16 protein-coding genes are annotated in these 20,148 nt (G+C 67.8%); 13 read left to right on the forward strand and 3 right to left on the reverse strand.

Annotated elements, in window-relative coordinates:
• Positions 1-278 precede the first annotated feature (278 nt).
• The 11 genes from ATK74_RS14065 (at position 279) to ATK74_RS14115 (ending at position 12,490) form a co-directional block, all read left to right on the forward strand.
• Positions 279-1,829, forward strand: a complete 1,551-nt coding sequence (locus tag ATK74_RS14065) for a carboxypeptidase-like regulatory domain-containing protein (RefSeq protein WP_169923871.1) — start codon at positions 279-281, stop codon at positions 1,827-1,829.
• Positions 1,830-2,009: 180 nt separating this feature from the next.
• The gene (locus ATK74_RS14070; protein ID WP_169923872.1) at positions 2,010-4,424 is read left to right on the forward strand and encodes a nidogen-like domain-containing protein; all 2,415 of its coding nucleotides are present in this window, start codon (positions 2,010-2,012) and stop codon (positions 4,422-4,424) included.
• A gap of 104 nt (positions 4,425-4,528) precedes the next feature.
• Positions 4,529-5,638, forward strand: a complete 1,110-nt coding sequence (locus ATK74_RS14075; RefSeq protein ID WP_098461636.1) for an Rv1352/Rv1906c domain-containing protein — start codon at positions 4,529-4,531, stop codon at positions 5,636-5,638.
• A 152-nt stretch (positions 5,639-5,790) separates the two neighbouring features.
• A complete protein-coding gene (gene rpsF, locus ATK74_RS14080; RefSeq protein WP_098461637.1) occupies positions 5,791-6,081 on the forward strand; it encodes a 30S ribosomal protein S6 in 291 nt (96 codons plus the stop codon).
• 81 nt (positions 6,082-6,162) lie between these two features.
• Positions 6,163-6,657: a single-stranded DNA-binding protein gene (locus tag ATK74_RS14085; protein ID WP_098461638.1), complete on the forward strand. Its 495-nt coding sequence runs from the start codon at positions 6,163-6,165 to the stop codon at positions 6,655-6,657.
• A 74-nt stretch (positions 6,658-6,731) separates the two neighbouring features.
• Positions 6,732-6,971 carry a 30S ribosomal protein S18 gene (gene rpsR / locus ATK74_RS14090; protein WP_098461639.1) on the forward strand — a complete coding sequence of 80 codons (240 nt, stop codon included), beginning with the start codon at positions 6,732-6,734 and terminating at the stop codon, positions 6,969-6,971.
• A 15-nt stretch (positions 6,972-6,986) separates the two neighbouring features.
• Positions 6,987-7,433, forward strand: a complete 447-nt coding sequence (gene rplI / locus ATK74_RS14095; RefSeq protein WP_098461640.1) for a 50S ribosomal protein L9 — start codon at positions 6,987-6,989, stop codon at positions 7,431-7,433.
• A 163-nt stretch (positions 7,434-7,596) separates the two neighbouring features.
• On the forward strand, positions 7,597-8,685 hold the full coding sequence (locus tag ATK74_RS14100) for an acyltransferase family protein (protein WP_098461641.1): 1,089 nt from the start codon (positions 7,597-7,599) through the stop codon (positions 8,683-8,685).
• A gap of 94 nt (positions 8,686-8,779) precedes the next feature.
• Positions 8,780-9,607, forward strand: a complete 828-nt coding sequence (locus tag ATK74_RS14105; RefSeq protein ID WP_098461642.1) for a DUF3152 domain-containing protein — start codon at positions 8,780-8,782, stop codon at positions 9,605-9,607.
• Positions 9,608-9,683: 76 nt separating this feature from the next.
• Positions 9,684-9,914: an AbrB/MazE/SpoVT family DNA-binding domain-containing protein gene (locus ATK74_RS14110; protein WP_098461643.1), complete on the forward strand. Its 231-nt coding sequence runs from the start codon at positions 9,684-9,686 to the stop codon at positions 9,912-9,914.
• Positions 9,911-12,490 (forward strand): PEP/pyruvate-binding domain-containing protein, encoded by a 2,580-nt coding sequence (locus ATK74_RS14115; protein ID WP_098461644.1) that lies wholly within the window; start codon positions 9,911-9,913, stop codon positions 12,488-12,490. The genes ATK74_RS14110 and ATK74_RS14115 overlap by 4 nt, the downstream gene beginning before the upstream one ends.
• A gap of 76 nt (positions 12,491-12,566) precedes the next feature.
• Here ATK74_RS14115 and ATK74_RS14120 read toward each other — a convergent pair whose 3' ends face one another.
• From ATK74_RS14120 to ATK74_RS14130, 3 genes are all read right to left on the reverse strand, one after another.
• The gene (locus ATK74_RS14120) at positions 12,567-13,571 is read right to left on the reverse strand and encodes an NAD-dependent epimerase/dehydratase family protein (RefSeq protein WP_098461645.1); all 1,005 of its coding nucleotides are present in this window, start codon (positions 13,569-13,571) and stop codon (positions 12,567-12,569) included.
• A gap of 77 nt (positions 13,572-13,648) precedes the next feature.
• Positions 13,649-14,341: a GntR family transcriptional regulator gene (locus tag ATK74_RS14125; RefSeq protein ID WP_211283391.1), complete on the reverse strand. Its 693-nt coding sequence runs from the start codon at positions 14,339-14,341 to the stop codon at positions 13,649-13,651.
• A gap of 380 nt (positions 14,342-14,721) precedes the next feature.
• Complete coding sequence (locus tag ATK74_RS14130) at positions 14,722-15,396, reverse strand: GntR family transcriptional regulator (protein WP_245840958.1); 675 nt, start codon at positions 15,394-15,396, stop codon at positions 14,722-14,724.
• A 143-nt stretch (positions 15,397-15,539) separates the two neighbouring features.
• Here ATK74_RS14130 and ATK74_RS14135 point away from each other — a divergent pair, with 143 nt between their 5' ends.
• Both ATK74_RS14135 and ATK74_RS14140 read left to right on the forward strand, forming a co-directional pair.
• Positions 15,540-17,240, forward strand: a complete 1,701-nt coding sequence (locus ATK74_RS14135; protein ID WP_098461648.1) for an L-lactate permease — start codon at positions 15,540-15,542, stop codon at positions 17,238-17,240.
• A gap of 8 nt (positions 17,241-17,248) precedes the next feature.
• A complete protein-coding gene (locus ATK74_RS14140) occupies positions 17,249-20,089 on the forward strand; it encodes an FAD-binding and (Fe-S)-binding domain-containing protein (protein WP_169923873.1) in 2,841 nt (946 codons plus the stop codon).
• Positions 20,090-20,148: the final 59 nt, after the last annotated feature.

A 20,148-nucleotide genomic window follows, 5' to 3' on the forward strand; every position in this document is an offset into this window, starting at 1 on the left:
CGCCCTTCTGCGTGCAGATATCCGCAGAGAAGGCCGCGAACCGTGAGTAGGGGTTGAGAGTTCGCCGCGCTCAGTGATTGGTGAATTCGGCTGTCACCACCGGGAACACCGGTGACGCCGTTTGGTCGCAATTTGGCCCGGGCCGGGCGCTGCCTTCGTCTCGACGGGCTTTCCGGCGGCAGCAATAATGGACCTACTGGGAAGTCCATCGGGGGATGGCGGTGATGTTGTCGCGCCCTCGTGAGATTCTGTTCACAACGTTCGGGGGGCTGGACGGCATGTCCAAGAAGCGCATTTCACTGGCTGTGGCCGGACTGCGCGCTGCCCTGATTGCCGTGCTCGGATTGGCCTTTGTGGCCTCCGGCTTTGCCGCGCCGGCGGTGGCCGGGGGATACGGATCGATTCTCGGAACGGTCACCCTGCCCCAGGGCGGGTCGGCCGCGAATGCCCAGGTATGCCTTTTCACTGAGCCGTCCGGCGGCTGGTCGAGCGAGTGCACCTCCACCGACGCGTCCGGCGGGTTCCAGTTCGCCGGGCTGGCCCCGGGCAGCTACTCACTGTCGGCATCGGCGGACGGCTACGTCACCAGCTATCTGGGCGGCAGCCCCTACCTGAAGGACCGGCTCGTGGTTGAGCTCGGCGGCGGTGCGAGCCTTCACCAGGATCTGCAGTTGCGCGCCGGGGCCACGATCACCGGGAAGGTGCTCGACAGCGCCGGACGTCCATTCGGCTACGACCTCACGCTCAGCCTGCGGGGACCGGCCGAGGATCCCCGGCCAGGCTCGGAGTTGCAGCCCGGCACTCCGGCCGACGGACGGCGTCCGTATCGCTTCGGGCCGGTGCCGGACGGCACCTATCGGGTCGTAGCCGAGTCGACGGTCACCTGCACTCCGCAGCAGGTCGACCCGTGCCAGTGGGCCGAGACCACCGTGGTGGTGGCCGGCGGACGGGCGGTCACCGCACCGACCCTGCGGCTGATCGGTGGCACCGGCTTTTCCGGGACGGTCAGTTTCCCGGCCGCCGTCGGACCGGATCAGCCGCCGAGTCGGCTCTACCAACTCGACGTCTACACCCGCGCCGGCGTGCTGGTGCGCTCCGGGGTCTACGAGGCGTCCACGGTTCGCGGGACAGCGCTGCGGGGCAGCTACCAGCTGCACCTGAAGCCGGGCCGCTACCAGCTGCGCTTCACTCCGGTGGACGGCAGCGCCAGCTACTGCCTGGGCTGCGCCGGCGGCATGACCACCACCACCGGGCGGCTGCGCAACCTCGGCACCATCACGTTGGCCGGGCCGGTGAAGGCACTGAGCACCGGCGGGGTCCGGATCGTCGGCACGCCGACGGTCGGTCAGACCCTGACAGCGGTCACCACCGGCTGGCCCGTCAGCGCCCGACTGCAGTACCAGTGGTACCGCAACGGTCATCGGATCCGGGGCGCACAGCAGGCCACGCGAGTGCTCACTGCCGGTGATCTACATCGCCGGATCTCGGTGCGGGTGCGGGCCAGCCTGGACCGGGCGAGGTCGGCTCAGGTCGTTGCCGGCCTGAGTACCCGGATCAGGTCGGGCCAACTCAGCGGCGGCACAGCGACGATCACGGGATCGCCGATGGTCGGCCAGCGACTTGTCGCCGGCAGCACCGGCTGGCAGCCGGCCGGGGTGCGATTGCACTACTACTGGCTGCGTGATGGCCGCACGATTCGGCGGGCCACAGGACGCAGCTATCAGGTGCGGGCCGCCGATCTGGGCCATCAGGTTTCGGTGCGGGTGACAGCTGAAAAGGCCGGCTATCGGAGTTCCATGGTGATTTCGACGGCGCTGACAATCAACTGAGCGCTGTCGCTTCCACGCCCAGTCAGCATTAGCGCTGGCGATCCTCTCATTCCCAGAGGACCGGCCCACCTCGGCCCCTACACTGAGGATCCAGTCTCGGCGGGAGTGTTGAATTTCTCCCGGCCGGTCTTCGAGGAGCGGACCCGGGGGTGTTGGATGCGGCTATTCCGTCGGACGGCTGTGGCCGTTCTGGCTGTGTTCAGCCTGGCCGTGGGCGCGGCCCCGTCCGCCATGGCCGCCGACCCGGTGATCACTTTCTCGGTGTCGGGCGCGAGCAACTTCGGGGTCTACCTGTGCCCGTGGTCTGGTTCGACCTACACCTGCGGTGATCCGCTCACTCCTACCGCATCGGCAGTCAGTGTGCCGATGGCCGATCTCACTGCCGGAGGTAAGTACGCCATCGGGGTCAAGAAGTCTGGCTACTGGGACCAGTGGTGGCATCAGTCCGGGTTCAGCACGGTCAAGCCGACCTCGACCGGTTCCGGTGAGTACGTCAGCGCGGGCGCGAGTTCGATCGCCCTGGGCACCGCCACCATGAAGCGGAAGTACCAGCTATCCGGCTCGGTTACGGCCGATGCGAACACCCGGCTGGGCGGGATCGAGGTCGGCATCTACGCCAACCTGTCCGCAGTCGCAGCTGGGACCCCGCTGACCGGCCTCACCACCAGTGGCGATGGCACCGACAAGGATCTGGGCACCTACGACATTGACATCCCCTATAGCGCACCCGGCACCTTCGTCGTCGGCCTTAAGGACCCCAGCGCCGCCTATGCACAAGCCACCGAGACGGTCAGCCTCGCAGCTGCGGCTACCAGCCGCGACTTCACGATGAGGGTCAACGACCACATGATCACGGTCGGTGGGACGGTTGTGCTTGGCGATGCCGCTACTCCGAGTGGGGTGTCGGTGGATGCCTTCGTCTGGAACACCGACTCCACCTGGGCGCCCGCGGCTTCGGAGGAGAGCATCGTCGACGGCAGCTACCAGCTGTCGATCCCGGAGGGGCGGACCTTCACGCTGCGCTTCAGCAAGGTCGGCTACCGGACGGTCTGGCTGGGTGGCTCCTATCCGGGCTCGCCGACGGACACCAACAGTCGAGTGGCGAACTCGCTGACCAGCATCGACCTGGTGACGCTGCCGGAGTGGACGTCCGCCTTCATGTCGGTCGCCGGCCAGAACGAGGACGCCTGCAATCCCACCAAGGGAGGCATGACGCTGGCGGCCGGCGGAGACTTGAATCAGGCCGTGATGAACCTCGGCTTTGAGATCTCCTTCTGGGGGAAGAAGGGGTCGAACCTGGTTGTCACCGACCGCGGTATCGCCTTCCTCGCGAACGATAAGGACTCCAGCTTCAACCGCACCGAGATCCCCGACCTGGGCACCTGGTCGGGGGCGCCGGTGCTCGCCCCGCTGTGGTTCGACGGTGACCTCTCCGGTGCCGTCGCCGACTCGGTCACCTACGGCGCCGCAGACGGGGTCGCCTGTATCCGCTGGAACGACGTCGGCCACTACAGCGCGGACGACAGTGCACCGAACACCTTCCAGCTGATCATCACCTCCAGGTCCGGCGCGGCCGGACGATCGGCCGGTGACTTTGACCTGACGTTCAACTACGACCAGGTGCAGTGGGACGCCTCCGGCACAGCGCGGGTCGGCTACACGGCCGGCGATCGGACTCGCGGCCACTACTGGGTGAACCCGGGCGTGGCCGGCGCCATCGTCGACGGTGGCTCGAGCCCGCTGATCGCGTCCTCGCTGGGCAGCAGCACCCCGGGTCGCTACGTCTTCGAAGTGCACAACGCTCTGGTGGCCGCCGGACCGCCGACGATCACCGGCACTCCGATCGTCGGGGCCACCCTCACCGGGCACGCCAGCACCTGGTCGCCCACTCCCGACTCGCTCAGCTACCAGTGGAAGCTGGACGGTCAACCGGTGTCGACGGCGTCCAGCTACAAGGTGCCCAGCAAGTCCGAGGGCAAGCCGATCACGCTCACCGTGACCGCGCAGAAGACCGGGCTCACCACGGTCACCTCGACCGTGTCGGCGGGCACGGTGCTGCGGGTGTTCAGCAGCCAGCCCACCCCGAAGCTGTCCGGGACGGTGAAGGTCGGCTCGACCCTGACCGCCAAGCCGGGTACCTGGTCTCCGGCGGCGACCCTGAGCTACCAGTGGTTCCGAGGCAGCTCGGCGATCTCCGGTGCCACCAAGAGCAAGTACAAGGTCCAACTGGCCGACGTGGGCCAGAAGCTCTCGGCCCGAGTCACCGCCAGCAAGGCCGGCTATCTCGGCGTGACCAAGGCGTCCGCGGCGACCAAGACCGTGCCGAAGGTGACCATGAAGGCGAGTACGCCGAAGATCACCGGCACCACCAAGGTCGGATCGACGCTGGGGGTGAGCAGTGGCTCGTGGACCTCCGGGGTCACGTTCAGCTACCAGTGGTACCGCTCGGGCAAGGCGATCAATGGGGCCACCGGCTCGACCTATCTGCTCACGATCGCGGACAAGGGCAAGACGCTCACGGTGAAGGTCACCGGAGTCCGCGCCGGTTACACGACGGCTGCCAAGACGTCCAAGTCGTCCAAGCGGATTACCTAGTCAAACGTCCGTTTATTGACCGTTCGGGAGGCCGGATCTGGTCTCTGGGGTCCTTCGGTATGCGCCAGAATTGAGCCACCACTCAGAGCCAGAAGGACGCCCTCATGCGCCGGATCTTCAGAACTGTCGTCAGCATTGCGCTCACCGGACTGCTGACCCTTGGTTTCCTCGCCCCGACCTCGGCCGAAGCCGCCAGCAAGAAGGTCAGCGCCGGCTCGGTGAAGATCAGCGGGACGGCGAAGGTGGGCGAGACCCTCACGGCGGCAACGGCGTCCTGGAAGCCTGCCGGGGTTGTTCTGAAGTACCAGTGGTACCGCTCGGGCAAGAAGATCGGCGGCGCCACGAAGGCGACCTACACCCTCGGCTCGTCCGATCTGAACAAGCAGATCACGGTGAAGGTGACCGGCTCGCTGTCCAAGTACAAGGCCGCGTCGAAGACGTCCGGGAAGACGAAGAAGGTCGGGCTCGGCACCATCAGCTATGTGGGCATCGACCTCACCGGAGCGGTCGCCGTCGGCGGCACGGTGCGGGTTGTCGGGGCGTGGAAGCCGGCCGACACGAAGGTGAAGTACCAGTGGTACAGCGACGACGTCCCGATGAAGGGGGCCACCTCGCGGACGTACGCGATTCGCTCGGCGGATGAGACGCACCGGCTGGGTGTCGTGATCCACGTCAGTCGGAAGGGCTACAAGACCCGCGATCTGTACTGGAAGTTCAACTACGACGTCGGTTCTCGCGGATCTCAGGACGGCCTGCTGGAGGTTGGCACCGACATCAAGCCGGGCACCTACGTGGCCCCGGGTGGGAGCCTGTGCGAGTGGGATCGCGAAGACCGTGGCTTCTCGGTCCTTGGTGCGGGCCCGAACTCCGACGGCCAGGTGATCGTCACCATTAATCCTGGTGACCGCTACTTCTACAACCGCGGATGCGGCACGTGGCGCACCTTCGAACCGTCCGCCATGAAGCAGATGACCTACTTCATCGACGGCCAGTTCAGCGTGGGCCCGGAGATCAAGCCCGGCACCTACGAGACCAACTGGTGGAACGGCGAGTGCTACTGGCAGACGAACTCGGGTTTCGATGGGAGTCGAGATGACTTCATCGCCGACGGCCGGGCCACCTATCCGCACGATCCGATCCGAGTGGTCCTTGACTCCAGCGTCACCGGCTTCGAGTCTCGCGACTGTGGTGGCTGGTACCGAGTGGAGGACTAGGCAGAGCGCCGATCGCGTCAGCGATTCGCCCCGCACAACCCGCGGACGGTAGAGTTGCCTGTCGGCCACCGTTCGCGGTGGTTGATGAATACGCCCTCCTGCCACGGGAAGCGCCCGTGGCCGCTCTAGACCAGAGGAGGTGGAGTTCGCGTATGCGCAAGTACGAAGTCGTAGTGATCATTGATCCCGACGTCGACGACCGCCAGGTGAACGGCTTGCTGGACAAGCCGCTGGCCGGACTCACCAAAGCCGGTGGCACTGTGGACCAGACTGATGTGTGGGGCCGGCGTCGCCTGGCCTACCAGATCAAGAAGAAGTCCGAAGGCATCTACGTGGTGGTCAACGTCACCGCTGAACCGGCCGTCGTGAAGGAGCTGGATCGTCAGCTCACCCTTAACGAGCAGATCCTGCGGACGAAGGTCATCCGCCCCGATCTGCACTGACGCCTGCTGAACCCCTTTCGCCTGTCAGTGTCACCTGAAAGGCTGTGGGGGATAAGCGAAGTCCGATCGAAAGACTGAAACATGGCTGGCGAGACTCTCATCACCGTGGTCGGCAACCTCACCGCCGACCCGGAACTGCGGTTCACCCCCTCGGGTGCTCCCGTAGCTAACTTCACCGTCGCTTCGACGCCGCGCACCTTTGACCGGGCCAGCGGCGAGTGGAAGGACGGGGATGCCATGTTCCTCAACTGCGCCGTATGGCGCCAGCCGGCTGAGCACGTCGCCGAATCCCTCACCAAGGGGATGCGTGTGATCGTCCAGGGCCGGCTGCGGTCGCGCAGCTACGAAACCCGTGAGGGTGAGAAGCGCACCGTGTTCGAGGTCGAGGTCGAAGAGGTCGGTCCCTCGCTGAGGTATGCAACGGCAAAGGTCACGAGGACCTCGTCGGGCAACTTCGGCGGCGGCTCTGCTGGTGGTGGTGGCTCCTCATGGGGCAACAACGCCGGTGGGTCGCAGGAGCGGACGGCTGGAGCCGACCCCTGGGCGTCCGCCCAGAGCGAGGAACCCCCGTTCTGATCCGCACGGCATCGCACCGCGGTGCCGCGTCATTCCGGCGTGAGCCGGGCTTTCGGTATTAGGAGAGCACCACAATGGCCCAACAACGTAAGCCTATGAAATCGTCGAAGAAGGTTGCCCCGGCGAAGTCCATTCGCATCGGCAACATCGACTACAAGGACACCGCCACGCTGCGGAGGTTCATCTCCGAGCGCGGCAAGATCCGCGCCCGTCGTGTCACCGGCCTCTCGGTGCAGGAGCAGCGCAAGGTCGCGATCGCAGTGAAGAATGCTCGCGAACTCGCCCTGCTGCCCTACGCCTCGACCTCTCGCTGATAAGGGGGATTACAGATGAAGTTGATTCTGACTGCCCCGGTTGAGCACCTGGGGATCCCCGGCGACATCGTCGAGGTGAAGGACGGCTACGGCCGTAACTTCCTGCTGCCCCGTGGCCATGCGATCAGCTGGACCCGCGGTGCGGAGAAGCAGATCGAAGGCATCAAGCGGGCGCGTGACGCCCGTGAGATCCGCGGCACCGAGCACGCCGTCCAGATCCGTGAGCAGCTGGAGGCCCTCGAGGTCACCCTGCCTGCGCGCGCTGGCGAGGCCGGCAAGCTGTTCGGCGCGGTGACCTCGGCCGAGATCGTTCTCGCGGTGAAGAAGGCCGGTGGCCCGGCCCTCGACAAGCGTTCGATCGAGATCACGAAGCCGATCAAGACTGTTGGCAAGCACACCGTCGGCATCAAGCTGACTGCCGGTGTGGTCGCCCACATCAGTGTGGGTGTTGTCGCAGCCTGAGTTCGTTTCGGGAGCGCCGGTCGTCTTCGGACGGCTGGCGCTTCTGCGTTGTGGTGGCCGAGCCTGGCGCGTCCGCCGGAGATGCCGTTCTGAGTGATTCTGCCCACCCGCCGCACCCGCCGGATCACGTCCGAGGTCGAGGGCGGCGGCCTAGTCTTCTGCCGTGGCGACCTGGGCACCGGCCGAAGGCGACTATGCCGCCGAGGTCGCCGACGGGCGTCGCGACCCCAGCATGGACTCACTGCGGTTCATTGCGGTCGTCCTGGTCGTGTTGTTTCACTTCATGGCGTCGATCACGACCCGCGGTGGTGTCCTGGACAGCGCGTTCTACGCGACCTGGGCCCTGCGAGTGCCACTCCTGATCTTTGTCTCCGGTTGGTTCTCCAGCGCCGAGCCGCCCACCCGTCGCTCGATGATCCGGCTGCTGCAGTCGATCGTCGTGGTCTACCTGTTCTTCGAACTGCTGCAGCGGGTGCAGATCTACCTGATCAACGGCGACCTGCGGCTGGACTGGGACATGCCGATCTTCGGGATGTGGTTCCTGCTGACCATCGGTACTCTGCGGGTGATCCTTCCCTACCTCGTGCTGGTGCGCTGGTTCGGGCTGATCGCGATCGTGGCCTCGCTACTGGTGGGCTTCGCCGGCGGCGTCCAGTCGTTCTCGATCCAGCACAGCGTTGCCCTGATGCCGATCTTCCTGCTCGGTTGGTATGCCCGACAGTCCGGGCTGCGGGAGCGACTGCAGACACCTCTGGTCCGCCTCCTCGCCGTGGCCGTCCTGCTGGCATCCTTCGCGGCCGGCTGGGCGCTGGTCGGGACGCTCAATCAGCGGATGATCGGGATGCACTCCAGCTACCGGGGACACGTCCTCTTCGAACTCGGGATGCGCGTGGTGCTGCTGGCGTGGGCCGCACTGGTCGTGCTGGCCATGCTGGCGCTGATTCCGCGCGGCGCCATCCCGCTGGTGTCGATCTGTGGCGCGGGCAGCATGTTCGCCTATTTGCTGCATCAGCCGATCCAGCGGCAGTGGCGGAGCTGGGGAGGGCCGCAGGCGGTCGACGGCTACCTGGGTGTCGCACTGCTGGCGGCGGCGGCCGTGACTCTTGCCATCGTCTTGATGCTCCCCGCCGTGCGCCGTCCGTTGCGCTGGCTGGTCCAGCCGCGCTGGCTGTGGTTCATCCGGAAGGACGTGGTGCCGCCGTCCATGGCCCAACCGTCGCCCATCACTTCGGACCGCGCCGGCGACCGCTGAGCCGACCTCCCGGTGAGCGGTGTTGGCCGGTCGTTCTGCGGCGCTCCGGAGCGCTGCCGCCGACGCGGTGTGGTCCGCCGGTTAGGGTGTTCGAGTGAGCGTGGAGGACCAACATCGTGCCGAGGCACCCCGAGCCGGGCGGAAGACTCGGCACCGGGCGTCCCCGTTGGTGCCGGTGGCGGTGCTGCTCGCGCTGGCCCTGATCACGGCCAGCGCCCTCTACTTCCGTGCCTTGTCGACGCCGGTGCAGCGGACGGGACATCCCACGTCCACTGTCGCGGCGCTGCCGCTGCCGACGTCGGAGGCTTCGGCCGCCGCCGAGCCGAGCCCGTCGGTGTCGAGCCAGGACCCTCCATTGGCCACGGTGAAGGAGACACCGAGCCCATCGCCGGTGCCGAGTCCGTCCGCTCCGGCGAAGTCATCGGGCAAGTTCGCCACGGCCGCCGTGGACGTGGCTGCAGTGGGTGCGGCCGGGAAGCTGCACCGCTACAGCGTTCGGGTGGAGACCAGCCTCGGGCTGAAGCCGGACGCGGTGGGCCGCCTGATTGCCGGTGTGCTGAACGACCCGCGCAGCTGGGCCGGCTCCGGGGACGTCCGGTTCGCCCTGGTCAGCGACCCGAAGAAGGCTGAGTTCACCATCAGCGTGGCCTCCGTCCCGACCGCCGCCCGGACCTGCCAGCCAGTGGCCGGTAGTTGCGTGAAGGGCGCCTCGGTACTACTCGACGCCTCGGCCTGGTCGGCCGCTCCGGCAGCCTTCGCCGGCACAGGCGCCTGGCGGGCCTACCTGATCAACCGTGCCGCCGGACTGTTCCTCGGCGAGCCCGCCGAACGCTGCCCCAAGAAGGGCAGGCCGGCCCCGGTGATGTCCGACCAATCCGGCAACCTCGGCGGTTGCACGGCCAATCCCTGGCCGAACCCGTAGCGGCTGATTTCAGCGCAAGATGACAATCTGAGCGTTCCGGATTAGTCTTGTAAGTAAGACAAATCTTGGAGGACTCATGCAGGCAGCGAACGACCCGAACCGACGGTTCTACGGCGCGATCACGGTCAGCGATCGGGGTCAGATCGTCATCCCGGCCCAGGCGCGGCGCGACTTCGGGATCGAGGTCGGCGACAAGCTGCTGGTCTTCGGGGATCTGCGCTTCGGCTTGGCCTTCGACAAGGCCGAGAACGTGATCGCCCGGGCCCCGGGGTTCAGCGAAATCATGGGGACCGAGGCCGAGGAATGACCGAGCGCGGACGACGAGGGGTCGCTGCTGTCGTCACCAACGGTGCTGCCGCTCTGGTCGGCTTCAGCGGCGCCTGGCTGGCCGGCTTCCGGCTGCCCTGGTCGATCCTGGCGGCCGTGGTCTGCGGGACGATCGGCTGGCTGCTCGGCGCCTGGCTGGCGGCGGGCCTGAGTCGCTGGCTGCGCGAGCGCAGCTATGCGCCGTCCGGACGTGCCCACTACCGGCTGACCGATGTGCCGCCCGGCGAGCTCGGGGCCGGTGGCAAGGCCCGGTCGCTGGCCGCCATGCGCCAAGGGGGGCTGCCGGTCCCCGACGGTGTGGTCCTGCTGCCGGCCAGCTTCGACGGCGACGAGCTGACCGCCGAGGCGTCGGCCTGGCTGACCGGCGAGCTGTCCCGGTTGGGCCGCGAGCGGCAGTTCGCCGTCCGCTCCTCCGCGCTGAGTGAGGACTCGGCGTCCGCATCCTTCGCCGGGGCCTATGAGTCGGTGCTCGAGGTGTCGGCCGATCAGGTACCGTCCGCGCTGGCCACAGTCCGGGCGTCCGGACGGGCGGCTCGAGTCGCCGCCTATGCCGAGGCTCGCGGCGCCGATGACACCGGCCAGGTGGCCGTCGTGGTCCAGCTGATGGTGCCCGCCGAGCGAGCCGGGGTGCTGTTCACCGTCCATCCGCTGACCCGCGAACTCGACACCATGCTGGGCAACACCGTCCTCGGACTAGGGGAGTCGCTGGTCAGCGGAGCGGCAACCGCGACCGAGTTCACCCTGCATCGCCCTGACGGCGGCTTCACCGGACCGGACGAGCTGCGTCCCTTCGGTGCGAAGCTGCACAGTCTCGGCCATCAGATCGAGACCGTCTTCGGCGGCATCCCACAGGACATCGAGTGGGCGATCGCGGACGGCACGGTGTGGGTGTTGCAGGCCCGTCCGATCACCACGCTCAGCGGCTATCAGCCGCGGATCGCCGAGTACAACGACTCGCTGACCGGCAACTGCCTGTGGTCGGCCACCAACCTGAGCGAGGCGAACCCGGTCCCACAGACGCCGCTGACCATCTCACTCATGCGATATCAGCAGGCCAACGGCGGCCCGTCCATGGCCATCCGTGGACGCGAGATGGCCGGCTACATCGGCGGACGCCCGTACGCCAACCTGAGCGTCCAGATCACCGCCCGGCGCGGACGCAATGCAAAGGCCACTCCCCGCGAGGTGTACCAGAAGATGGCTGGCTGGTGGGGTGAACTGCCTAGCCAGGTGCCAGTCACCCTGGTGCCCATGACGCAGACCGACTGGCAGGACAGCGGCCTGTGGCTGCTCGGATCGTTGGTGAAGATGGTCGGCTACCGGCGTCAGCTGGACGGCTACCTGGCTCGAAACCCGGACGACTGCCGACGGCTCAGCGACGAGATCGCCGCCTCCCGGACCGCCGACGAGCTCCTCACCCTGTGGCACGGCCAGCTCCTGCCGGCGGCGATCCGTTCCTTCTGGATGACCATCGCGCTGTCCTCGGACGGTCCCGCCCAGCTCGAAGCCGAGCTGCGGGCCCGCTATGACGCCCAGCTGGTCTCGGCACTGTTCGGCAATCTCTCCGGGCTGGCCGGACGGCTGGAGAGCCTCGGCCCGTCCCTCGGGCTGGCCGAGGTGCGGGCCGGCCGATTGGCGCCGGCGGACTACCTGGCGCGGTTCGGACATCGCGGCGTGAACGAGATCGAGTTGGCCTGGCCGCGTCCGGTCGAAGACCCGAACTGGCTGGACGCCCAGCTGGCGGCCGCCACCGGCATCGAGCTCGACGACCTGGCCGCCCGCCGTGCCGCCGGCTACCAGCAGGCGCTGTCGTCCCTGCCGGCCAAGGAGCGGGCGGGCGTCGAGCGGAAGCTGCGTCGGGCCGCTCGACAGGCCGCTGCCCGGGAGGCGGCGCGCTCGGAGGGCGTCCGTGGCACCTGGGTGCTGCGTCGCTTCGCGCTGCGAGCCGGCGAGCTGCTCGGGCTCGGTCTGGACGTGTTCTACCTGACCATCGAGGAGTTGCTGGCCGGTCTCGGTGGCCAGCCGGTGGATCGTGAGCTGCTCGCGGAGCGACGCGCCCGGCACCAGCAGCTGCTCGAACTGCCGCAGTTGCCCGCGGTGATCTATGGCGCCTTCGACCCGTTGGCGTGGGCGGACGATCCGAACCGCCGCGCCGACTACTGGGTCTTCGGGTCGGGCGAGCGGAGCTCCGACCGTGCCGAGGACTCCGAGGATCCGGCGCTGGTGCATGGCTTCGCCGGGGCGGTCGGACAGGTGGAAGGCGTGGTCCGGCGCCTGGACGACTTCGCCCAGGCCGACCAACTGCGTCCGGGTGAGGTGCTGGTCACCCAGCTCACCAACATCGGTTGGACGCCGCTGTTCCCACGGGCCGCAGCGATCGTCACCGACCTGGGTGCACCGCTCAGTCACGCGGCCATCGTGGCCCGCGAGCTGGGCATCCCGGCTGTGGTCGGCTGCGCGGACGCCACCGCCCGGCTCGCCACCGGTGATCGGGTCCTGGTCGATGGCGCCGCGGGCACCGTCCGGCTGCTGACCCGGGCCGGCGCCCCGGCCTAGCCTCACCCGGGGACGGTTCCATTTTCGTCCGCCTTTGGACCCTAATGGGGACGGTTCCTATTGCCGTCCACCCTTGTCAGCGGGTGGCGCTACGAATTTCGGAACCGTCCCCCAGCAGGGCGCGCTCGAGTTCGGGAGGGAGACCGTGCACCGGACGGTCGGGACGCTGCGCGGGGAAGCCCTCGGTCTGGAGCCAGGCCCAGGTGTCGGTCACGGTCTGGGCGACCGGGCGGCAACTCAGCCCGGTGCGCGCGGCCAGCGTGGTGTCGGCCTCCAGGAAGCCGGCGTACTCGCCGGTGGTCGGCACCCAGCAGGGCAACTGGGTCCACGGCTCGACCCCGGCCGCGGCCAGCCGCTCCTCGTCGATCCAGACCAGCTCGGCGGTCGAGCCGGTGGCCGCTAGGCAGGCTTCCAGCAGGGTCGCGGTGGTGGCGTGACCGGAGCGACTGATCACGTCGACCGGCCCGCGACGTCCGTTGACAAGCGCATTCAGCAGCCAGGACGCCAGGTCCCGGACGTCCACGTACTGCAGCGGACGATCCGGCGCCCCCGGCGCCACCATCGGCCCGCCGGCAGCCGCACGGGCCAGCCACCAGGGCAGCCGTCCGATGTCCTCCCCGGGGCCGAGGATCAGCCCGGGTCGGGCCAGCAGTGCGTCCGGGAAGGACTCGAGGATCCCCAACTCGGCGCCACGCTTGATGGCGGCGTAGTCGCCGCCATCAGCCTCGGGGTCACCGGCCACGACCGGTGAGGCCTCAGCCTCGCGCTGACCGGGTTGGTAGACCGAGGCCGAGGAGATGTAGCCGTAGTGTCCGGCGCGACCCCGCAGCAGCCGGGCGGCCAGAGTGGCCACCCGCGGTGCCCCCGACCAGGTGTCCACCACGGCGTCCCAATGGTCAGCGCCCAGTGCCGAGGCCAGGGCGGACGGGTCGGAGCGGTCGGCGAAGCGGGCCTCGACGGCGTCGGGCAGGCGTCCGGTCAGCCCGCGATGGATCGCGGTCACCGACCAGCCGCGGTCGAGCGCTTCGGTGATCACTGCCCGTCCGACGAACCGGGTCCCGCCCAGCACCAGGAGCTTCATGGGCACCAATCTGGTCGCGCGGTCGGGCCGGGGCAAGGCCTTTCACTGTGGGCGGAGCCGATCGCTCCGCGCCGAACTCAGCGAGTCAGCGCCGAGGAGGGTTGGGTCGCCTCTGGCCCGGGCTGTCCGCCCAGGGCCTTGACGACCGACTCGCGCGCCCGCGCCAGATGTTCGTGCAGCATGGCTGCGGCGGCTTCCGGATCGCCGCTCTCGATGTCGGCGATGATCTGGGCGTGGTCGGCGGCGATCACCTCGGGGCTGAGCAGCCGACTTGCCTCCAGCTGGGACAGGCACAGGCGCACCTCGAAGGCCAGCGAGCCGTAGGCCGCACTCGACCGGGGGCTGCCCAGGGCGCTGATCATCGCCGTGTGGAAGCGCAGGTCGGCATCGGCGGTGTCCCAGCGTCCCTGTTGGGCGGCCAGCGCGATCTCCTCGTTCGCGGCCTTCGCGGCCTCGGGGACCTCGCGGCGCTTGGCCAGCTGGCGCATCGCCTCGCCCTCGAGGTAGGAGCGGGTCAGGTAGATATCGCGGGCATCGTCAGGGCCGAGAGTGACCACTCGGGCGGTCTTGTGGTTCTTGCGGACCAGCACCTTCTCGCTGACCAGCCGCTCGATGGCGGCCTTCGCCGTGGCCCGCGCGACGTCATAGCGGGTGGCGACCTCGACCTCCGTCAACGGCGTGCCGGCGGCGAGCTCCTGAGCCAGGACCTGCGACCTCACGTCCTCGGCGATGGCGTCGATCACCGACAACACCACGATGCTGCGAACCACTGCCCCTCCTCCCGAGCCTTGTAGAGGACACATTAGGGGATCCTTGCCTAATTGCCCAGCACGTCTACTTGTTAGACAAGTGAACTTTCGCTATGGTTCTTTCTGCGAGCTCCAGATGTCAACCCCCCGACAGCTCGATCAAGTGCCGGCCCAACGGTCGCCTTCTCGATCTGCGACACCTGAGGATCTGCACCCCGCAGCGGATTTCCGCCGCAATGAGTCGTCGCGCCACCGCCATGGCGCGGCGACTTTTGCGTTCCGCGGAAGGTGAGCCCGGGGTCGCTTCGACAGGCTCAGCGATCAGGGGTGGTGGACGCAGCTGGGGTCTGTCCCCACGACGTGCGCCGACCAGGGTGGACGGTGTGGAACCGTCCCCAAGGTCAGCGGGGCAGCGCGGTGGACGGGCGGAAGGCCTCGGGGCCGGGCTCGCCGCCCAGCGCGGCGGCCAGGAGTTCACGAGCGCGGGACAGGTGCTCGTCCAGGACCGCGGCCGCGCCGACCGCGTCGCCCTCGGAGATCCGGGTGAGGATCAGGGCGTGCTCGGCGGCGATGATCTCGGGGCTGAGTCGCTGGCTGCCCTGCAGCTGCGACATGCACAGCTTCACCTCGAAGGCCAGGGACGCGTAGGCGGCACTGGTCCGCTCGCTGCCCAGGGAGTCGATCAGGCAGGTGTGGAAGCGCATATCCGGGCCGACGATGTCCCAGATGCCCTGCTTCCAGAGATCTTCGATCTCGGCATTGGCCGCGCGGGCCTCCTCCGGCACTGCCCGTCGGGCGGCCAGCCGGCGCAACACCTCGGACTCCAGGTAGACCCGGGTCTGGTAGATGTCGCGGACGTCGTCGGGTCCGAGCTTCACCACGCGAGCGGTCTTGTGATTCTTGCGGACCAGCACCTTTTCGCTGACCAGCCGCTCGATCGCGGCCTTCGCGGTCGGCCGGGCCACGTCGTAACGGGAGGCCACGTCGGCCTCGGTCAGCGGGTGATCGGCGGGCAGCTCTCGGGCCAGAACTTGGCTGCGCAGATCCTCTACGACGGCGTCAATCACTGACGTCACGACGATGCTTCGGACCACTCGTCCCACCTCACTCAACGCTTGTGAGCATTGTAGACGGGCGGAGTCTGCCAAAACCTCTTGCGTGACGGGTGTACTTGTCTGACAATCATCCCATCGGTCAATCTCAGTGAGGAGATTCCAAGGTGTTCACCCAACCGCTCGCGCCGATTGTAGGGAGCCTCGCCCTCTCGGCCCTTCTGGCAGCTTTACCCCTGCTCCTACTCTTCCTGCTGCTCGGTGTGTTCAAGGTGAAGGCGTGGATCGCTTCCCTCGTCGCCCTAGTTGTCTCCGTCCTGGTCGCCATCGTCGGCTGGGGCATGCCGGTAGTGCTGGCCTTCAGCGCCACTGCCGAGGGCGTCTTCTACGGCGCCTTCCCGATCATGTGGATCCTGCTCAACGCGATCTGGGTCTACCAACTCTCCGTGGTCACCGGCTGGTTCGAGCAGCTGGGCCAGCTGATCCGCTCGGTATCGGACGACCAGCGCGTGCTGGCCATCCTGATCGCCTTCTGCTTCGGTGCTCTGATGGAGGCCCTGGCTGGCTTCGGCGCCCCGGTGGCGATCTCGGCGGCCATGCTGATGGCCGCGGGCATGAAGCCGTTGAAGTCGGCGATCGTGTCCCTGCTGGCTAACACCGCCCCGGTCGCCTTCGGGGCCATGGGCGCCCCGATCATCGCGCTGTCCGGTGCGGTTAGCTCGACCCACCCGGACCTGACCACCCACCTGCTCTCCCAGATGGCCGGACGGCAGACCCCCTTCGTGGCGATGATCGTCCCGCTGGTGCTGGTCCTCCTGGTGGACGGCTGGCGCGGCGTCCGGCAGACCTGGCCGGTGGCCATCGTGGCCGGTGTGGTCTTCGGTGCGGCTCAGTACGTCACCTCCAACTTCATCACCGTCGAGATCACCGACGTGGTGGCGTCCCTGCTGACCATCGCGGTGGTGCTGGTGATGCTGCGGGTGTGGAAGCCGAAGAACTCCGTCCCGCTGGATCACGCCATCGAGACCGAAGAGGCCGTCGCGCTGACCTCGGGCAAGCTCGACCACTACGCCGAGATCACCGCCACCGGTGGCAAGCGGATCTGGGGCGCCATCGCCCCGTACGCCATCATCGTGATCGTCTTCTCGATCAGCCAGATCCCGGCCGTGAAGACCTGGCTGCTGGGGATCGGCCAGGTGAAGTTCCCCTGGCCCGGCCTGAACGCCCCCGGCGCGGACGGGAAGATGGCCTCGGTCATCATGAACGCCTCCGGCAAGCCGGTCTCGACGGTCTTCACCCTCGACCATTTGCGGGCCACCGGCACATTGCTGCTGCTGTCGGGCATCATCACGGCGTTCGTCTACAAGGTGAAGCCGGCTGATGCCGTCCAGGCCTACCTGGGCACGCTGAAGCAGCTCCGGTTCACCATCGTCACCGTGCTGAGCGTCCTCGGCCTGGCCTACGTGATGAACCTGTCCGGACAGACCGCCAGCCTGGGTACTGCCCTGGCAGTCGGGCTGGCCGGAGCATTCGCCTTTGTCTCGCCGCTGATCGGCTGGGTCGGAGTGGCCATCACCGGGTCGGACACCTCGTCCAACGCCCTGTTCGGAATGCTGCAGGTCACTGCGGCCGAGCAGTCGGGTCTGGATCCGGTCCTGGTCGCGGCCGCCAACTCGTCCGGTGGTGTAATGGGCAAGATGATCTCCCCACAGAACCTGGCCGTTGCCGCGGCCGCAGTGGGAATGGTGAACAGGGAAGGCGAGATCTTCCGGAAGGTGTTGCCGTGGAGCCTCGGACTACTCGCCTACTTCACCGTTCTGGTGGCACTACAGGCAGGAGCGCTGTCCTGGATGGTGCCGACGCCGTGACTGCGATGATGACCCAGGAGGTACTCCTACAGCTGCTGGCCGGCTGCGTGGACGATCCGAACCAGATTCGATCCAGCGAACTGGATCGGCGGGCCTTGGCCCACGATGCCTCGCACTTCCTGCTGCTGCCTTCTGCGATCATCGCCCCTCGCGGCGCTGAGGAGGTGGCCCGACTCCTTCGGGCCACCTCCGAAGCCGGTATCCCGCTGACCTTCCGTTCCGGCGGCACCAGCCTGTCCGGGCAGGCCGGCACCGAAGGCGTCCTGGTGGACGTCCGACGCAACTTCGGGGGCGTCGAGATCCTCGACGGCGGCGCCCGAGTGCGGGTCCAACCGGGTGTGACGGTGAAGCAACTGAACGCTCACCTGGCCCGCTATGGACGCAAGTTCGGCCCCGACCCGGCCAGTGAAGCCGCCTGCACGATCGGCGGCGTGGTGGCCAACAACTCCTCCGGGATGGCCTGTGGCACCGTCGAGAACAGCTACCGCACGCTGGAGTCGGTGGTCGCCGTGCTGCCCTCGGGCACGGTGATCGACACCGGCGCCTCCGACGCGGACGCCAAACTGCGCGCCCTCGAGCCGGACCTCTACCAGGGTCTGCTCAAGCTGCGTCAGCGGGTGATCAGCAACCCGGCCTCAGTGGCCAAGATCACCCAGCAGTTCTCGATGAAGAACACCATGGGCTACGGCATCAACGCCCTTGTCGACTTCGACACCGTCCCGGAGATCCTCACCCACCTGCTGGTGGGCAGCGAGGGCACCTTGGCCTTCGTGGCCTCGGCCACCTTCCGGACCATCGAACTGCGTACCGAAGTGGCCTCGGCCCTGGTCGTGTTCGACGATCTCTATGCGGCCAATGCCGCGCTGCCGGCGCTGGTCGCCACCGGTGCGGCCACCCTCGAACTCATGGACGCCACCAGCCTGCGGGTCGGCCAGGCGTTCCCGGACACCCCGAAGTTGATCAAGGACCTGCAGGTCAGCAAGCAGGCCGCGCTGCTGGTGGAATACCAGGCCACCACCCGGACCGAGCTCGAGCAGCTGGCCCAGTCCGCCCGTCCGACCCTGGACGACCTGCCGGTGACCGGACCCGTCGAGCTCACCGAGGATCCGGTGCTGCGCGGCAAGCTGTGGAAGCTGCGCAAGGGCCTGTACACCTCGGTGGCCGGCGCCCGGACGTCCGGCACCACCGCGCTGCTGGAGGACGTCGTGGTGCCGGTGGCCAAGCTGGCCGACACCTGCGCCGACCTGGCCGTCCTGTTCGACAAGTACGGCTACCGGGACTCGGTCATCTTCGGGCACGCCAAGGACGGCAACATCCACTTCATGCTCACCGATCGCTTCGAGAACGATGAGCAGATGGGCCGCTACACCGGCTTCACCGAAGACATGGTCGACCTGATCCTCAGCAACGATGGCTCACTGAAGGCCGAGCACGGCACCGGACGGGTGATGTCGCCCTACGTCCGCCGCCAGTACGGGGACGAGCTGTACCAGGTGATGGTCGACATCAAGGACCTGTTTGACCCGAGCCGGCTGCTGAACGTCGGCACTATCATCACCGACGACCCCGAGCTGCATCTGAAGCACATCAAGCTGCCGCCGAGCGTGGACGACGAGATCGACCGCTGCGTCGAATGCGGCTACTGCGAGCCGGTCTGCCCGTCCCGCGATCTCACCCTGACCCCGCGGCAACGGATTGCCCTGCGCCGCGAGATCCGCAACGCCGAACTGGCCGGTGACCAGGGCTTGGCCGATCGGCTGGGCTCGGACTACCGCTACGCCGGGGTGCATACCTGTGCGGTGGACGGCATGTGTGGCACGGCCTGCCCGGTGCTGATCAACACCGGGCTGTATGTGAAGAAGCTGCGCCGCGAACAGACCACACCGGCCCCGACCAAGGCGGTCTGGACGACTCTGTCGAAGCACTGGAAGGGCACTACGGGGACGTTCTCGACCGTGCTGAACCTGACCAGCCACCTGCCCTCGCCGCTGGAGGCCGCACTGAGCGGGGTGAACAAGCTGGGTCGGGCCATGCTGGGCGAGGACAACATCCCACTGTGGTCAGCCGAGTTGCCCGGCGGCGGTGCGTCCCGGGCCCGTCCGGTACCGTCCGGTGAGGTGACCGCGGTCTACTTGCCGGCCTGCGTGAACGTCATGTTCGGGCCGGCCGCGGGTGGGGTGGGCGTCCAGCTCAGCTTCGAGGCGCTGTGCGCGAAGGCCGGGATCAACCTGCTGGTTCCCGAGCAGATTGAGTCGGTCTGTTGCGGGACGCCCTGGTCGAGCAAGGGCATTCCGGACGGCTACGCGGCCATGCGTGAGCGCGTCCTGCCGGTGATCGTGGCCGCCACCGACAACGGACGACTCCCGGTGGTCTGCGATGCGTCCAGTTGCAGCGAGGGCTTCCGGCACATGATCGACACCGCGCCCGAGCTGAACATCCAGGTGATCGACGCGGTCGCGTTCGTGGCCGAGCACGTCCTGCCGGTGCTCGGTGCCTACGAGAAGCTGGATTCGCTGACCATCCACCAGACCTGCTCGTCCACCCAGCTGGGCCTCAACCCCGATCTGGTGGCGGTGTCCAAGGCCGTGGCCGAGCAGGTGAACGTCCCGCTGGCCACCGGCTGCTGCGCTTTCGCCGGCGACCGGGGCATGTTGCACCCCGAGCTCACCGCGTCGGCCACTCGCCGGGAGGCCGAAGAGGTGGCCGCGCTCGGCGCCGAGGCTCACGCCAGCTGCAACCGGACCTGTGAGCTCGGGATGACCCGGGCCACCGGCATCGAATATCGGCACGTTCTCGAATTGTTAGCAGAACAGGCCCTTGGCAGCGACGCTGTGCCGCGACATCGTTGAGATAGCGATACCGCCGGTCCCCGGGTCACCCCGCCCGGGGACCGGAATCGCTCCCGACA

This window comes from Propionicimonas paludicola (assembly GCF_002563675.1).
Taxonomy (GTDB): domain Bacteria; phylum Actinomycetota; class Actinomycetes; order Propionibacteriales; family Propionibacteriaceae; genus Propionicimonas; species Propionicimonas paludicola.

Coding starts and splice junctions, on each gene's coding strand:
- ATK74_RS14065 (WP_169923871.1), top strand. CDS start 279: ATGTCCAAGAAGCGCATTTCACTGGCTGTGGCCGGACTGCGCGCTGCC.
- ATK74_RS14075 (WP_098461636.1), top strand. CDS start 4,529: ATGCGCCGGATCTTCAGAACTGTCGTCAGCATTGCGCTCACCGGACTG.
- rpsF (WP_098461637.1), top strand. CDS start 5,791: ATGCGCAAGTACGAAGTCGTAGTGATCATTGATCCCGACGTCGACGAC.
- ATK74_RS14085 (WP_098461638.1), top strand. CDS start 6,163: ATGGCTGGCGAGACTCTCATCACCGTGGTCGGCAACCTCACCGCCGAC.
- rpsR (WP_098461639.1), top strand. CDS start 6,732: ATGGCCCAACAACGTAAGCCTATGAAATCGTCGAAGAAGGTTGCCCCG.
- rplI (WP_098461640.1), top strand. CDS start 6,987: ATGAAGTTGATTCTGACTGCCCCGGTTGAGCACCTGGGGATCCCCGGC.
- ATK74_RS14110 (WP_098461643.1), top strand. CDS start 9,684: ATGCAGGCAGCGAACGACCCGAACCGACGGTTCTACGGCGCGATCACG.
- ATK74_RS14115 (WP_098461644.1), top strand. CDS start 9,911: ATGACCGAGCGCGGACGACGAGGGGTCGCTGCTGTCGTCACCAACGGT.
- ATK74_RS14120 (WP_098461645.1), bottom strand. CDS start 13,571: ATGAAGCTCCTGGTGCTGGGCGGGACCCGGTTCGTCGGACGGGCAGTG.
- ATK74_RS14140 (WP_169923873.1), top strand. CDS start 17,249: ATGACCCAGGAGGTACTCCTACAGCTGCTGGCCGGCTGCGTGGACGAT.